The following is a 14,430-nucleotide window of genomic DNA, read 5'->3' as shown; positions in this document are numbered from 1 at the left end:
CAGCGCCAACAAGAAGCGACGGGCGCAGGTCATTCATGCTTTGACGGCCGAGCCCTCATCGCGATAGCCCAAATTCTCTGTGCCCTCCCCAGTTGCGCGTTCCAACTCTCCGTCTTCGCCGCGCCGGACAAGTGCGGGACCGTTGGCAAGGTCCTCTGCAAATTGGCGCTCCTGCTCAGCAGCAAATGGCGGGACGGGATCAAGCTCGCCGTCTTTCTCGGCCACCTCTGGCATACTCTTCTTCAACTGTTCCAAGCCCTCCATCATACCGTTTAGCTCGACAACATCAGCTTCCGTTGGCGTCTCTAGGCTAAGCTCCACTTGCGTGGCGAGGTCCATTTCGATCTGCCGTTGCTGCTCCGCATCAACCGAAACAACTGCTTTTGCCCGTTTGCGCTTCGGCGTGACGATTGTGGGGCGTTGCGTATCTTCCATTGCCGCCCTTTGGATAGATTCACGTTTTACGACAGCCCGGTCAACTGGCTCGATAGGCAACTTACCTTGCTTTTTCGGTCGCGCCGGCATTGCAGCTGGCGACGGTGATGGTTGCATCGCAGCAGGTTCGGCAACTGGTTCGGACGCTTCAACTGCTGCACCAACTTCCGGTTTTTTGATTGCTTCGTTTTCGTCCGAGGCAGACAGCGAAGTCGCCACCTCTTTTTCTGGGAAAGGTAGATCCCCCGCTTGCTCCCCATGGATGCGCTTGAAATACGGATCGTTGAAATACTCGATACGTTTTGCACGAATAGGCATTTGCGCGTCGATCACCATGACGATATCTTCAAGCGGCAAACGCCTGGCTTCGTCCTCCGGAAGCAATGAAACTTCCTCCGTCCTCACCGATTGGCTGCGACCTTCAAACGGGTTCTTGCCGATTGCACGCGACCGTGTGACCACCTTCTTGGTCGTCTTACCAACGGCCTTGCTCAATTCCTCGACGGTCTTTTCATCCGATGGTGTAAGGTAGAGCTTCACTCCGGCGTTCCCCTGCAAGGCGCGTCGGGTGTTCTCACCATAGATTTCATCAAGCGCCGGGATTGTCTGGGTGACGATTGCAAGATGCCCGCGATACGAACGCAGCGTCTCAATGCTCTTGGAAACGATGGGCATTTTTCCAAGCTTGTTAAACTCATCGAGCATAATCATGACGGGCCACGGTTCATCAGGACCTGGCTCCTTGTCCTGCATCGACGCCAGAAGGTCGGAAAAGAACAACCGGATCAGTGGTGCCATTGGTTCAACCATGAGCGGCTGCACGATCAGATAGACACTGAACGGCTCTTTTCGGATGTTCCGAAAATCGAAGTCAGACGCTTGTGTCGCCGCGTCGATGGCCGGGTTTTGCCATTGGTCCAAGCCCGAAGTCATTAAGAGGGACACATAAGATGTCAGGGTGTCGTTGTTGGTTGATGCCAACCGCGTGAAAATTAGCTTTGCAGCCTCATTCTGGACCTCGACGCCTCGCGCCATGTATTCCTTCTGCTTGTTCCCACCCGATGCAGCGATGCGGTAGATTTCGCCAAGTGTCGGCTTCTTGCGCTGGAATGCCAAAAGACCGGCTGCAACGAACAAGTCGATACCACCTTTCAAGAGGCCCTGAACGCGCTCGTTCTCGTTCTGTAGGAAGAGCGAAGCGAGTAGCTGCAACTCCATCTGTTGCTGTGCCTGGTCCTTCAGCTCGGAAATCCGCAACAACGGATTGTAACGATGCGTTCTGCGGTCCTCGAAGTCGGTTGGCGCAAAGCGGAAGATCTTATCCCCTTGCTTGCGCCTGTGCCGGGCCGTCGCTTCGAAATTCTCGCCCTTCACGTCCAGCACAACGGCTGAACCTTCCCATGTTAAAAGGTTCGGGATCACGAAACCCGTAGTCTTACCTCGGCCTGTGGGCGCGACGATCAGAGCGTGTGGGAACTTCTTCGCGACAAGGTACTTACCGTTGCGCTTTGGCTTCGACATCTTTCCCAGGATAAACCCTGTACCCGGCTTGCCGAAAAAACCGCTCTTCGAAAGCTCGCCGGTTTTTTGCCAATGCGTAAGGCCGAACTTCGTCAACGCCGATCCGGACACTGCAATGCTCATCAACAGGCCAGCGATGCCGAAACCTACCATGATAAGATTCACTAGGCGGAAGTCATCAGGCCGATAGTCGCGCAGGTAAAAGTAGTTTTCAGCTAGATAGAAAAAGTCGATATCCGCCTGAAAGCCCAAATCCTTGAAGGTCAGGACAGCAGACGAAACAACATAGCCAATGGCGATAGCCAACAGCGTCAACAGAAACACTCCAAATGCAATGCGACCCTTACCCATGGACTGGCCCTCCTTCGCGCTCAGAGTCGACCAACCGGTCTTTCTGCAATTCGTATTGCTCCTCTGCAATCTCCTGTACGACCTCTCGATAGGCTTCCGAATTCGCCGTTGCAGAGTCTGATTGAAGATAGGCTTTCGCCGCGTAGAGCCTGTCTAGCCGGTCGTCGGACACGTTCTCCAAGGTGTCGCTGTCGCCGCCACGCAGGCGCTCGATCTGCTCGTCATCAAGCTCTTGCTCGATCTGCTCACGATAGATGAGACCCTGTTCGTCTGTTGCCAGCGACGGCGACACATCATCGGACCTCTCATGCTCGACAACGCGCCGAATTTCCTCATTCTCAATGCGTGTCCCCGCAACGTCACGGATAGCCTCCCTATCCCTCGCCTCATTCGCGATTTCATACGTCCGACCAAGACCACGGGCCAAATGGTCCGGCATGTCGGGGTAGCGTGCGCGAAAGTCATCGGCGACGGCTCTTGAAATGTCGCCACGGTTGTCACGATCAGCCATAACCCTGTCCACTTCGCGGCTGATCTGATCAACACGCTCGCGGTCCTCGATCTTCGCGCCAAAGGGAACGTCGGAATATGGAAGAACTCGTTCCGCTGCCAGCTCCGGTCTTTGACTGAGGTATTCCTCACGCTCTTGCAGAATGCGGGCGCGGGAGGTTTGCTCGATGGCTCCGCTCGCAGCCATAGCTTCAGCCCGCTCATACCGTTGATCGAAACTCTGCGTGTCGGCGTTCTCAGACATGATTTCGTCGCGGACCCGCGAACTCATACGGTCAAGGCTGGTCTGATCTATCTCCATTGCACGTAGATCACGCTCCGCCGTGACATCACCCCGAACACGGGCAAGGTCTGCATCGAACCGCTCCAAGCGCTCGGCCTCAAACCGATCTGCCATTGCACGCTCGCCCTCTGGGTCGTTTGTTTGCCAGTCTTGGAATTCACGGGTGTCCTCACGCACCAACCCGTCACGCATCTGGATGCCATAGCGATCCGCTGTGTCACGCAACAACACATCCGCGCGCTGCGCCTCATCGGCAGTAAGCTGGCCGCTCTGTCGGGCGGCGGATAATGCGGAAAACTCGGTCGCAAGGGACACGCGACGTTGAACACTTCCCTCTTTGGCTTCAAGCCGGTCGCGCTCGATCACCAGTTGCTCAAACCGATCATCGGTATAAGCACGGTCATCCTCACTCCAACCCTCTCGAACATTCGTCTCTATCTCTGACACCAGCTCCCGACGCTCTGCGACGGACATACCATCGGCTTCTGCCTGCGCGATTCCGTTGGCCAACCTGGTCGCTTCAAGCGCATGCTCTCGCACCGTTGCGATGTCAGCGGCTTCAAGCTCCGCTTCCCGCAACTCCTGCTCATTGTTCAAACGGAAGCTGGTCTCATAGGTATCGCCCAAGCCTCGGGTGACATGATCCGGCATGTCGGGGTAGCGATCCTTGAAATCAGACGCGACGGCTTCGGAGATCGACTGATTGGCAGGCGCACGGTCAAGAATGATCTCAATCTCCCGATCAAGCCGATCTGCAAGCTCCTGATCCGTGATCCGGCCCCTGCCCTCTTCGTCGGTGCGATAGACCGCGCCAGGATCAGAGAGGATTTCGGGCCGCGTTTCGAGATAGGATTGTTGCTCTGCCTCGATCCGGTCGAACGCGCGGTTTTCAATTTCGACGGCACGAGCCTCAAGCTGTGCTTCGTTGACCCCCTGCCCTCGCAACTCCTGCCGGATCGCACGCGTCGTCTCGTCAAACTGCTCTTGATCGAAGTGAAAACGAATTTCCCGCGCTTCCTCAATCACACCATCATCACGCAGCACCTCTGCACGTTCCAGCGTCACGCCTAATTCAACATGCACTTGGTTCAACCACTCTCGTGCCGCTTCGAGGTCATCTTTGCGCTCAAGGTTCAGCCCCTGAGCCTGTGCAACCTTGGAAAGATCATCTGCTACCCACTGCTGCTCAAGTGCAGCGTTTGGTGCGCCTGTTTCGATCCGGTTCACAACGGTTTCAGTATTGATCCCCGTGCCGCGCAGCGCATTGTCGATCTGTGCCCGCGTAGTTCCATCATTTAAACGGCCTGTAAGCTCGCTGTTGATATTCAACTCCGAGTAAATGCCGCCATCGGACGGCCTCTGTTCAAGTGTTGCAGACCGAAGGCCAAGAGGCTGCATTCGTCGCACACCCGCCTGAAGCTGGTTCAAGTCGCGCTGCTTTTGTGCCCGCTGACCTTCTGGCAAGCCAGCGATCCGCGCCTGAACTTCTTCAACTGTATCAGCATAGCGGCTTTTCAGTTCATCAAAGTCTTCAACAACTCCCATGTACACATCTCCATCTTGTTCGACTTGTGATCCGTTACCCAAAAGCTCGGCGGCTCTTTGGAGGGCTTGAGCAATTTCTTCTCGACTGTCTTGAGACGCCTCGGCAGCAAGCGAGTGATACACAATCCTGGTGCTTGCAATCTCAGCGAGGGTACGGGCCAAATCCTTGCCGACACGCTCGCGCGGAGCTGGCTCACGGATGATACCTTTTGCTGCATCCTCTTTGACCGCGTAGACTTCTCTCGTTCGGGGTGCGTAATGCACCACACCACGGTCTATTCGACGTGTCGCCTCTAGCTTGACGCCATACTTTTCGGCCTCTTCCACCATTGCGAGGCGAAAATCGTCGTAGTTAAAGCGGTGATCCCGGCCCAAGTAGAAAAACTCCCCCTCTTGGGAACGTCTATTAAGGACGATGTGAGCGTGGGGGTGATCCCGGTCCTTATGGACTGCGATTACGTAGTCAAAATGTCCCTCGTCGGTTTCAAAGAACCGCTCGCAAACATCCGAAGCGATATCGCGGACGTCCTCAGACCTAGTGCCTTTCGGAAAAGACATGAGCATGTGCGTTGTGTTGCCCATTTTGGGGCGGAAACCGCTATCCCACCGTTCTGCAAAACGATCCGTGAGTTTCTTGATGTCCTTCTCATCGAACTTGGTCTTCCCGTCGAACGTGCCCCGACTGTCAACGAAGTGAGAAAGCTTATTGTCACGCGTGATGTAGGATAGCTGATTACTGAGTTGGCCCTTTGTGTGGGTGCCGCCATTCTTGATCGCCTTGAACACCGCAGCTCGATGGCCCCGTGCAGCACGGTAGAGCTGGCCCGCTCTCTTGCTGTTCAATCCCTGCATGGAGCCGCGCACACGGTCCCAACCCTCGCGGAAAACCTCGCCGGTAACGGCCTCGACTGCGCTATTTCGTGCCAAGGGCAAACTCCCTCAATACATCATCAACAGTCACTGCCATTGCCGAGTTTCGACGCCTGACCAAAAGGTCGATCTGATCACCCATCTCCAAAATCGTGCCCGCTAGCGCGCGGATTTCCTCATACTGCCGGTTAGACCAAGGCGGAGGCAGTCCTCTTTTCTTCGCCTCATTCATTCGGCGGGCAATCTGCGTGATGTTGTTGCCGACGCGATTGAGCGCTGCACGGAAGCTCGCAAGCTCGCCGGAAAGATGTTCATCTGGCACGAAGATGCCGTTTGTCGCTTGCATCAAGGCCCGCAAACCGTCTGCACGACTATCGAAACCATGCTTTGCAAGCTCGGCGTCGAACGCTTCCATTTCATCTGGGGTCACAGTGACGCTGGCCGCAGCGGTTCGAATGCCCGTGTCACGGCGTCGGTCTTTTTCTCGTTTGATGGTGTAGTCGATTGTTCGCCTAGTCACACCAAACCGCTGTGCAAGCCTCGGCTTTCCTACGCCTTTTGCCGCTTCGCGGACAATCACGAGGCGTTCAGATTGAGTGAGGATGCGACCTTTGGGCATTAGAACAAAGAACCCCTATTTCCTGCCATCATCATAACTGATGTCATTACAATAATGCAGTCGTTGAGACCATACCCTATTATTGTAGTGTTATCAGTTATTCCGTTTCTCGCCGAGATTCACGGAATCGAGGCTGTCGAGCCGATGGCGAGACCGGCCCAAAAACCGAAGGTGACGGCCCCATTGGAGAAAACGGCTCGCTGAGGGCCGCAATTTGCTTTCAGCCGCCCTACCCTATAAAATCCAAAAGCAAGCCTGTGCGGCCCCTCAGCGCCGCCCTGTGAGCCGATTTTGCTCCCAACCGTCTCCCGAGTTTTCGGAGTGGGCTACAATGGTCGCTATTTCGTCTCCATCTCCGCCATCCACTGCGCACTATACACTGTGCACTATTCACTGCGCACTACTTCTTCCGCACTATACACTGGACATCTTACCTGCAACCCTATACCTTGAACACTGTGCCGCGATCACTGTGCAACCTACATACAGCACTGCGCCGCAGACCGCTGACACTGAACAAGCGACACTGATCACTGTACCGCCGACACCTACCACCCGACCACCGGCACTATTCACTAGGCATCGAACACTGAGCCTTATACCACCTTCCACCATCACTGCGCCTTAGTTCTTATGCACTACACCTGCATCACTGCACACTTGACACTGCACAGCGTTCCGCCGACAACGTACACTAAACAACCAACATTGAGGCGAAGCAGATGGCAAATGAAGACATGAAGGTCGTCGCCGTTATGAGTCGAAAAGGCGGTGCCGGCAAAACGACACTGATCCGCGCACTCGCAAGTGCGGCAATGCGCGACAAAAAGCGATGCATCATCTTTGACACCGACCCACAACAAGGAATGATGAACTGGGCCACGTCGCTCGGGATCAATGATCCTCTTTTGACAGTCGAACATTTGGAATTTTCAGACGAGCTTGGCACCAAAACGGACGAAGCCTATGAATCCGGTGACGTTGATTACATTTTTGTGGACACGATGGGCGCGGCGGGCGCTTGGGCCGATGATCTGGCAGCTGCCAGCGACGTTATCATCCTCCCCATGAAACTAAGTATGGACGACTGGAAGAGCACTAACGACACATTCGAATGGTATAAGGGCCTCGCCGACCGCGCCGAAAATCCAGAAGCTCTTCCTTCCTTTCACGTCGTCCTTTCTGATGTACCGGCCAAGCAGAGCAAGACCGAGCTCGAATTCGAAGACCGGGCCTTTGATGAATTCCCGGTTGTTTCCCATTTCTTCATGTCCCGCAAACAGCATCGCGAAGCATCGAAAGAAGGATTGCTACACACCATAGCCCAAGCGAAACGCTCCGGCATCAATCCGCTTGGACGAGTACACGCCAAATATTTTGATGAGGCCTTGGACGAAGCTGCTGCAATCCTCAAAGAAGTTACGGAGGCCGCATAATGCCCCGCAAACAGAGAACCGCTATCAAGGGCAGTGACCCGAAGTATCATTCAAACCTACCAAGAAAGTCAGATCAGACGCTGCAGCCAGCACTGGAACCCATTGCCTCCGAAGCCGCTCCAAGAAAGATCGCGAGCGACTCCGGGCCCAAACGGCGTGACAAACCCGTCGCTCCCGCACCTAGGCCAAAAGCCACGCCGAAGCCAAAGACAAAACCTCAAGTAACAGCATCTCCGGCGCCGTCTGACGCTACCCGTGAAGTTCATCTAACTGCTGCAATCACCCGTGTGCACGGTGCGGCCATAGACAATCTTGTTGCTAAGGGCATCGACCGCAAGGTTCCAATCCGCTTAGCAGGGCGCAAGGCCGTCCAGCTCTTCGATCCTAAACGCGAATTCATTGAAAAACCGGAGGCGGATCGCCTGCCTATCCGCGATGGTTATCAGACCACGAAGCGCGTCAACGCCGAACTGATCGACCATCTGCGCACCGAAAATGATCCTTACGGCTTATCATCTGATACCGCCATGCTGCGCGGGCAGTTCGAACCGCTGTTTTGGAAGTGCCTTGATGAGGTTCTGCAAGAGCTGGCACAGAAGTAGCCAAAGAAATACCGCGTGAAGCGCGGCATTGCATAGAACAAGAGACAACACGCCCTCCGCTTCGCTCTAGGCGCGTCGGCATCTATCTTAGCCTTAATCCGCCTGCCATCCGGCCCCGGCTCTCAACAGGGGTTGTGATGTCGCGCGAGCGCGCCAGCCTCCGGGCAAAAAATCGGCACCCCCACGCACTGCGCGGTCCCCCCAATTTTCCGCCCTACGGCCCCCTGTCTTCGAACCGTCTCCGGACGCAGGTCGGGCTACGCCCTCTCTGCTCTGTCCAGTCGAATGGCATGGGGCCATTCGGCTGGTCAGTTCAGCCGAGGCTTCGCCACCGGCGGAAGGGGGCTCAAACCCCAACCGCACCGCAAAAGGATTTGAACATGGTGCGAAAACGGAAGATTGAAGGAAAAGCCGTCGCCCGCATTCTCGATGCCAAAACGCGAGATATCGTCGGATATCTCTATGAATGGAACACAGGGGCGCGAACACCGAAATGGTTTGACGACGTAGTGCGGGAGGACGTGATTTACGATTATGCCTGATATGTTCTCCATGCGCAGCGACGATGACACGGTAGATGTCGGTATTGTCTACTCGCCATCACCAGAAACGCTCCGAGTATTCGGTGCGTCTTACATGCAAGACAAGGAAACCTCTGGCTCCCTAAAGATCCTCGATCCGAAGGGCGCAACATTTGCTACGTTTGATGTCTGGCAAAGTAAGTGGGTTCTCACCGCCGAAATGGAGGCGTGATCTTCCAATTTGACCCAAAAAATGCTAGGCTGGCTCCGAAAGGAAGCCTGCCTATGCGTTTCAACAATCGCCTTTTTTCACTGCTGATCGCTGCACTTGCGGCGTCTCCCGCGATAGCATGGGACCACGATTTCACGCGCGGACTCGATCTGTATTCCACCACGGATAACGGGGCAACAATTCGCCTCGTCTGTGATCCCAACCGTGTCTATGGCGGCACGGAAAGCATGGTCTTGATCGTCTTTGGAGGCAACTCAGACCTGAACACCACGGCAACACTGACTTTTCCAGACGGCCAAACAATCACCGCCTCGCTCGTTCATGGCAGGCTTTCAAAACGCGACCTTGCGGAACATATCTGGCAACCACTCTTGGACGGCCTCCGCAACACCGAAAGCGTTGAGCTGACCGTTGGCACGGCGTCGGTTACAATGAACCTAGGCGACGCGCCCGCCTTCACCTGCATCTGAATAGCAGAGCCCCCGCTTTCGCGGCGGAAAACGGGGGCTCCGGCCGACACCGGCCAACAGGGAGTATCTTCATCCTAGCAGCATGGCGGCGTTTTTCACGATGAATTCATATTGCCATGATGGGGCAGGGGGCTAAGCGGCCTCTGCAATCTCTCCGGCTTGTTCCATCAGGTAGTCAGCGGATCGCTGCGCCGCCGCTGCTGCTTTGACAATCGCACGCTTGTCGTCGCGCAACACTTTCAACCACGACTGAACGTAAGCCGCACTGTCCTCGATGTGGCCCGGCTGAAAACCAAGCTGCGCGCCCATCATCGCCGACGAAATTTCGGCAACGAGTTCTTCCATCGCATAGACCGCATTCCCAAACTTGGACCCTGCCTTTTCGTTCGTCCGATCGCACCGGCGCTTGTGACCTGTTGCATGGGACAATTCGTGAAAAAGGGTTGAATAAAAAAGCTCTGCCGCTTTGAACTTTGACAACTCCGGCATGTGAACCTTATCCAAGGACGGCACATAGCAAGCGCGGTCCCCGCCTTCCTCAAAGCCCACACCCATATTCTCGATCATGTTCGCGGCAAAGTGCGAAAGCTGCTCGATGGGCCGGGTATTCAGTGGTTCAGCTTCATCAGGTGTCGGGAATTGATCCTCTAGCCCGTCGATCTGCTGAACATTGAACACCCGATAGGCTTTCAAATAACCTCGCATCTTGGCATCCGCGTCACCCTCGGGCGCTCCCTCCTTCGCTTCGAAAGTGCCGTATTTCACAACAAGGGATGACTTCTCGCCCTTGCGGACCATACCGCCCAAATCCTTTGCCTGCTTGAACGTCATCCAAACAGGATTGCGATAGCCCTGCGCCCATGCCTTGAGGCTCAACAAGACATGATTGATCCCGCGATATCTGTCTCCGGTAACGCGAAAGGGCAAGGCAGCGGCATTCGTCTGCCAAGGGCATTCCCACGGTTTCACACCTTGTTCCAGTGCCTCAATTATCTGGTTTGTGACCTCCGCATAAACATCAAATTTCGCCATGACAGTTCTCCTTTGTGGTGTCGCTTGGGTCTGTCGCCCAATGGATCGGGTTTTTTGGACAGCGCAGAATGCGCCTGCTCCTGAAAACCTGAATGCGATGAAAGGAAGGATTGGGAGGATTTGAGCGAAATCGACGGACTGGCGCGGGCAGGAGGTGCAGCCGACAACACGGGTCTGTCTATTTCGCTTAAATCCGGCGGCATCCCTGCCGCTAACGTCCCGCAGAGGCGTTCGGCTTGCCCGAATCCCAAGGGACCAGGATTAGCGTGATCGCAGATCGCATTGCCCACTGGATCACCTTTATATGTTCTGCTTATGTTCCCCACCATGGGGAGCAAGGCACCACATCGTTATGACATCATGGACAGGGAATTCCCGGTCCGCATAAGCGTGCGAGCAGATCCGATGACAAACGAGCTGACCAGACAATGGCTGCAACGTCATGTCGGGACCGGCAATTATGCCAGCAAGCCCCACACACTGTGGTCATCGCAAAAAGCGCATTGCATCTACTTCCGCTCGCTGCACGCCGCGACCAGTTTCGTCTTGGGATGTCCGCACATTCAACTTGTTGGGGAGCCGTATCGCGGGCCTTATAAGTAGGAGGGGGCTGTCTGCCCCCGGCGCTGCGCGCCTCCCCCGAGGATATTTTCGGCAAGATGAAAAGGAAATTTGAGGATGACTCACGATCACCCAAGCTCAGGCGATGTTGCATTGGCAATCATCATGACCGTTCGGGAAATTGAAGGCCCAGACGTGAAAGGGGTACCTGGGCGCTTAGTTTGAATTGTCCGGAGCATCTCAAGCATTGGTGCAAGAGCGCGATCATCGGCGAAGCTCGCCGTGATCGCGCCGAAACAAAGACAGACGGTGTGAATTCGATACGGCCATGATACACTGGACCTATGCGGAATCCCCTTCGATCTTTGCTTGAGCTTCGCCATCGGGTAATCGCTCAAAAAAACGCGCATGAAGACTGGCAGGGGCGTGTTGTTGAACCAATCCTAGCCAGCGGCCACGATCAACTGCTGACAGAAGCATATCGACACCGCACTCGCGCGGTTCTTTTGTCGTTGCTGATTGGCTGTTTCGTGGTCGTTGACATGGTGGCCTATGTGATGTGGGACATTTCATGGCTCACAAATCAGGCGTTCTATTTGATGTTAGCCGTGTGCGCCTTCGGCACCTTTTGGACGGTGCGCGAGACTATGCACCATGTCAGATCGCACCTCGAAAAAATGCGCCAGTGGCTCGATCAAAACGAAGCATTTTATCGGGGCTGAGAGAGGTTGGTGGTGTCTAGGGCGATTTCTTCGACCATGACGGCCACAATCTGCTTATCATCCTTGATCCGCCACCGAACCACGCTAACGATGCCCTGAAAGTCGTCGATGTGAATTTCATCTCCCACCCTTGGCAATGCCTCCAGAATGTCGAGACGAGTTGCATGGATCAACTCGTAGTCGTCCCCTCGTGGCGTGTAAAAGTTCACGAGCATAGCGAATGCCTCTTTGATATAGGGGGGGAGGGGCTTTCGGCCCCCGGCGCGTCGCGCGGCCCCCGAAGGTGTCTTAAGCAATAGGCCCTTGGGCCTCGTTGTTGTCCAGCCCATCAAAAAGATCGCCTTGGTCGATCTGCCATGACGCGGCGGGCAGGGGTTCCACCCCTGTTGTTTCAATGGTGACTTTTGACTGTCGTTCACGCTTGCCGCCTGAATCCGTGCGGTAGGTCTCACCGATAAGGACGTGAAAGCGGTTCGCCTGCTCTGGATCGCTAGTCAGGCAATAGCGCTTCGCTGAACCTTTTCGGCCCAACCATTGCGCGTGGTTCTCTTCGCCGCGCAGGTATTCGATACATTCGAGAATGTTGCGCTTGTCGGCGGCTGTGATGTGCAGACCTTCAATCAGTCGGACGGTGCCTTTCATGACACACCTACTGCGATAGGCTTTTCAATAAGGTTGGTTTCGCCGCCGCAGTCTTCACAATCGGCGGCGTCATAAACGACTACGACTTCCCACATCTGCAGTTCTGGGCTCCATTCAACGCTGGCGTCGCGCCGGACGTTTTCGCATCCGCAGATTTTGCAGTGAATGGTGATCTGTTGGGGCGGGCAGGGGACGTTTCCCATAACGGTTCTCCTTCGTGGTGTCGCTTGGGTCTGTCGCCCAATGGATCGGGGTTGAGGGACAGCGCGGATGCGCCCTCTCCTGAAACCTCGAATGCGATGAAAGGAAGGATTAGGAGCGCGCGAGGGAAATCGACCGGGGGTGGTGCGGCCCGCAGCCGAAGGCGAGGACACGGCCCCGTCTATTTCACTTGCGCGCGGCGGCATCCCTGCCGCTCACGTCCCGCTGTGGCGTTCGGCTTGACCGAACCCCAAGGGACCAGGAAAGAACGGATCATCTCGAACGTCAGATAACTTTGACCTTTCCGTCGAAAACTGACCTAATTCTCGAAATCATGATCGGCTATCGTTGATAGTCGTGGCCGGGAATAACAGAAAGCTCATTGGGTTTTGGCACGTAGAACCGGGAAAACCCTGAAAAAGTGGGAAGTGGCTATCGTGAAAGCGATGCTGCAAAAGAACTATGTCCCGCAAGACGTTCACGCCTATTTTTCAAGACCAACTCGCTCAGTCAACCAAGCTCGGATATCCCAAATCAAAGATGGCAAGATGCACGCTGGGATCAAACCGGCGAGCGACTTGGAACTGGATGCTTTTCTGAGTGCATGGCCGGACATAGACCCTGTAACGGGGCTTCATCTAAGGGGTGATGAGTTACTCATTAAGGCGCGGGAGGCGATGATTGCGGCTGTTCATACTTTTAACAGCGCCGGACTGTTTTTCCGCGCGGAACTGTTCATCGTCACAAGCGTAATAGCTTGGACGTACCTGATGCACGCCTACTACAAGAGGGAAGGGGTCGATTATCGGTACAAGAAGGCTGGGGTGGTACAGAAAACAAAACATGGTGCCGATAAATTTTGGGAACTCGGTCAATGCCTCGCTCACGGCGGGTGTCCGGTTGAAAAAGGCGTCATTGATAATCTCAACTTTCTGACAGAAATTCGACATGAGATTGAACATCAATCAACTGACCGCATTGACGATGCTCTAAGCGCCAAGCTGCAAGCGTGTTGCATCAACTTCAACGACGCAATCAAGACCCTCTTTGGCAAAGAGTTTGCGTTAGAAAAACGGTTGCCGATAGCACTTCAATTCGTCACCTTCGATGGAGCGCAGAGGGCCGGTTTAGTCGGTCAGGACTTGCCGCCAAACCTGGCGGCTGCAATGGATGACTTCCACAATGGATTGACCGATGCAGAACAAGCCGACCCCAAGTTTCGCTATCGCGTAGCCTTTGTACCAAAGGTAGCAGGCAAGGCTTCAAAAGCTGACTTGGCTGTCGAATTTGTCAAAGCTGGTACACCGGAGGCAGAACATGTTGAGAGAGTGCTTCTGAAAGAAACAGAGCGCCCAAAACACCGCCCTATGGAGGTGGTTGCCAAGGTAAAGGCAGCTGGTTTTCCAGAGTTTGCAATCTTTGATCATACTCAGCTGGTGAACCAGCTCGACGCACGGAACCCTGGGAAGGGGTATGGCGTCGATGTTGCTGGCCAATGGTATTGGTATGATGGATGGCTTGAGAAGGTCATGGAAAAACTCAATGAAGGATGGACCCGCTAACAGGTTTCGCGAGCGCTACGACGCCATCAGAAGTAAGGTGCCGAACACGCACATCATAGCACCTGAAATGCGCTGAAACACCGGGATCTTGTCTGCTGCAAATGTTGAGGCAACACTGCCACCAAGCGCATATGCGAAGATCGCAATAGCTTCCATGATGAGAAAGGCCGCTCCGAGCATCGCGTAGCTTTGCCAGTAGGCGTCCAAGATGACGAACTGTGGGAAGAATGCAGCGAACGTCAAAATTGCTTTCGGGTTACTGATAGCCAACAAGGCTTCAGTCCTGAAAGCGATTTTCATAGAAACAGACTTATC

The 14,430-nt window shown here is 54.8% G+C and carries 15 protein-coding genes; 7 read left to right on the top strand and 8 right to left on the bottom strand.

Features of this window, described 5'->3' with window-relative positions; all coding sequences use genetic code 11:
- Window positions 1-33: 33 nt before the first annotated feature.
- From QO231_RS23120 to QO231_RS23110, 3 genes are all read right to left on the bottom strand, one after another.
- Window positions 34-2,307, bottom strand: coding sequence for a type IV secretory system conjugative DNA transfer family protein (locus tag QO231_RS23120; RefSeq protein ID WP_121027952.1), 2,274 nt, complete (start codon window positions 2,305-2,307; stop codon window positions 34-36).
- The gene (locus tag QO231_RS23115; RefSeq protein WP_316782031.1) at window positions 2,300-5,497 is read right to left on the bottom strand and encodes a relaxase/mobilization nuclease domain-containing protein; all 3,198 of its coding nucleotides are present in this window, start codon (window positions 5,495-5,497) and stop codon (window positions 2,300-2,302) included. Before QO231_RS23115 ends, QO231_RS23120 begins: the two co-directional genes overlap by 8 nt.
- Before the next feature lie 61 nt (window positions 5,498-5,558).
- Window positions 5,559-6,134: a helix-turn-helix domain-containing protein gene (locus QO231_RS23110; protein ID WP_121027946.1), complete on the bottom strand. Its 576-nt coding sequence runs from the start codon at window positions 6,132-6,134 to the stop codon at window positions 5,559-5,561.
- 722 nt (window positions 6,135-6,856) lie between these two features.
- On the opposite strand from QO231_RS23110, the gene QO231_RS23105 reads away from it, so the two are divergent.
- The 5 genes from QO231_RS23105 to QO231_RS23085 all read left to right on the top strand — a co-directional run bounded on the left by QO231_RS23105 (window position 6,857) and on the right by QO231_RS23085 (window position 9,395).
- Window positions 6,857-7,570: a ParA family protein gene (locus QO231_RS23105; RefSeq protein ID WP_121027942.1), complete on the top strand. Its 714-nt coding sequence runs from the start codon at window positions 6,857-6,859 to the stop codon at window positions 7,568-7,570.
- Window positions 7,570-8,172, top strand: a complete 603-nt coding sequence (locus tag QO231_RS23100) for a hypothetical protein (protein WP_121027939.1) — start codon at window positions 7,570-7,572, stop codon at window positions 8,170-8,172. Before QO231_RS23105 ends, QO231_RS23100 begins: the two co-directional genes overlap by 1 nt.
- Before the next feature lie 380 nt (window positions 8,173-8,552).
- Window positions 8,553-8,714 (top strand): hypothetical protein, encoded by a 162-nt coding sequence (locus QO231_RS23095; protein ID WP_170157980.1) that lies wholly within the window; start codon window positions 8,553-8,555, stop codon window positions 8,712-8,714.
- Window positions 8,707-8,925 (top strand): hypothetical protein, encoded by a 219-nt coding sequence (locus tag QO231_RS23090; protein ID WP_121027936.1) that lies wholly within the window; start codon window positions 8,707-8,709, stop codon window positions 8,923-8,925. Before QO231_RS23095 ends, QO231_RS23090 begins: the two co-directional genes overlap by 8 nt.
- A 53-nt stretch (window positions 8,926-8,978) precedes the next feature.
- Complete coding sequence (locus QO231_RS23085; protein WP_121027933.1) at window positions 8,979-9,395, top strand: hypothetical protein; 417 nt, start codon at window positions 8,979-8,981, stop codon at window positions 9,393-9,395.
- 132 nt (window positions 9,396-9,527) lie between these two features.
- Here QO231_RS23085 and QO231_RS23080 read toward each other — a convergent pair whose 3' ends face one another.
- Window positions 9,528-10,427 carry an ArdC family protein gene (locus tag QO231_RS23080; protein ID WP_121027930.1) on the bottom strand — a complete coding sequence of 300 codons (900 nt, stop codon included), beginning with the start codon at window positions 10,425-10,427 and terminating at the stop codon, window positions 9,528-9,530.
- Window positions 10,428-11,353: 926 nt separating this feature from the next.
- Here QO231_RS23080 and QO231_RS23075 point away from each other — a divergent pair.
- Window positions 11,354-11,710, top strand: coding sequence for a hypothetical protein (locus QO231_RS23075; protein WP_147436020.1), 357 nt, complete (start codon window positions 11,354-11,356; stop codon window positions 11,708-11,710).
- On the opposite strand, the gene QO231_RS23070 is transcribed toward QO231_RS23075, so the two are convergent.
- From QO231_RS23070 to QO231_RS23060, 3 genes are all read right to left on the bottom strand, one after another.
- Window positions 11,698-11,925, bottom strand: a complete 228-nt coding sequence (locus tag QO231_RS23070; RefSeq protein WP_121027924.1) for a hypothetical protein — start codon at window positions 11,923-11,925, stop codon at window positions 11,698-11,700. The two genes, QO231_RS23075 and QO231_RS23070, sit on opposite strands and share 13 nt — an antisense overlap.
- Before the next feature lie 73 nt (window positions 11,926-11,998).
- On the bottom strand, window positions 11,999-12,352 hold the full coding sequence (locus QO231_RS23065; protein WP_121027921.1) for a hypothetical protein: 354 nt from the start codon (window positions 12,350-12,352) through the stop codon (window positions 11,999-12,001).
- Window positions 12,349-12,555 carry a hypothetical protein gene (locus QO231_RS23060; protein WP_121027918.1) on the bottom strand — a complete coding sequence of 69 codons (207 nt, stop codon included), beginning with the start codon at window positions 12,553-12,555 and terminating at the stop codon, window positions 12,349-12,351. The genes QO231_RS23065 and QO231_RS23060 overlap by 4 nt, the downstream gene beginning before the upstream one ends.
- Before the next feature lie 444 nt (window positions 12,556-12,999).
- Between QO231_RS23060 and QO231_RS23055 the strand changes: the two genes are divergently transcribed.
- Entirely contained in the window at window positions 13,000-14,115 is a 1,116-nt protein-coding gene (locus QO231_RS23055) for a DUF3644 domain-containing protein (protein ID WP_316782052.1), read from the top strand.
- Between the two features lie 15 nt (window positions 14,116-14,130).
- Here the strand turns inward: QO231_RS23055 and QO231_RS23050 are convergent.
- On the bottom strand, window positions 14,131-14,430 hold a 300-nt coding region (locus tag QO231_RS23050), incomplete at its 5' end, for a LysE family transporter (RefSeq protein ID WP_316782024.1).

It is taken from the genome of Sedimentitalea todarodis (assembly GCF_032595355.1).
Classification (GTDB): domain Bacteria; phylum Pseudomonadota; class Alphaproteobacteria; order Rhodobacterales; family Rhodobacteraceae; genus Sedimentitalea; species Sedimentitalea todarodis.
The sequence above is the reverse complement of the archived record's forward strand: the minus strand, read 5'-3'. Positions and strand labels throughout refer to the sequence as shown.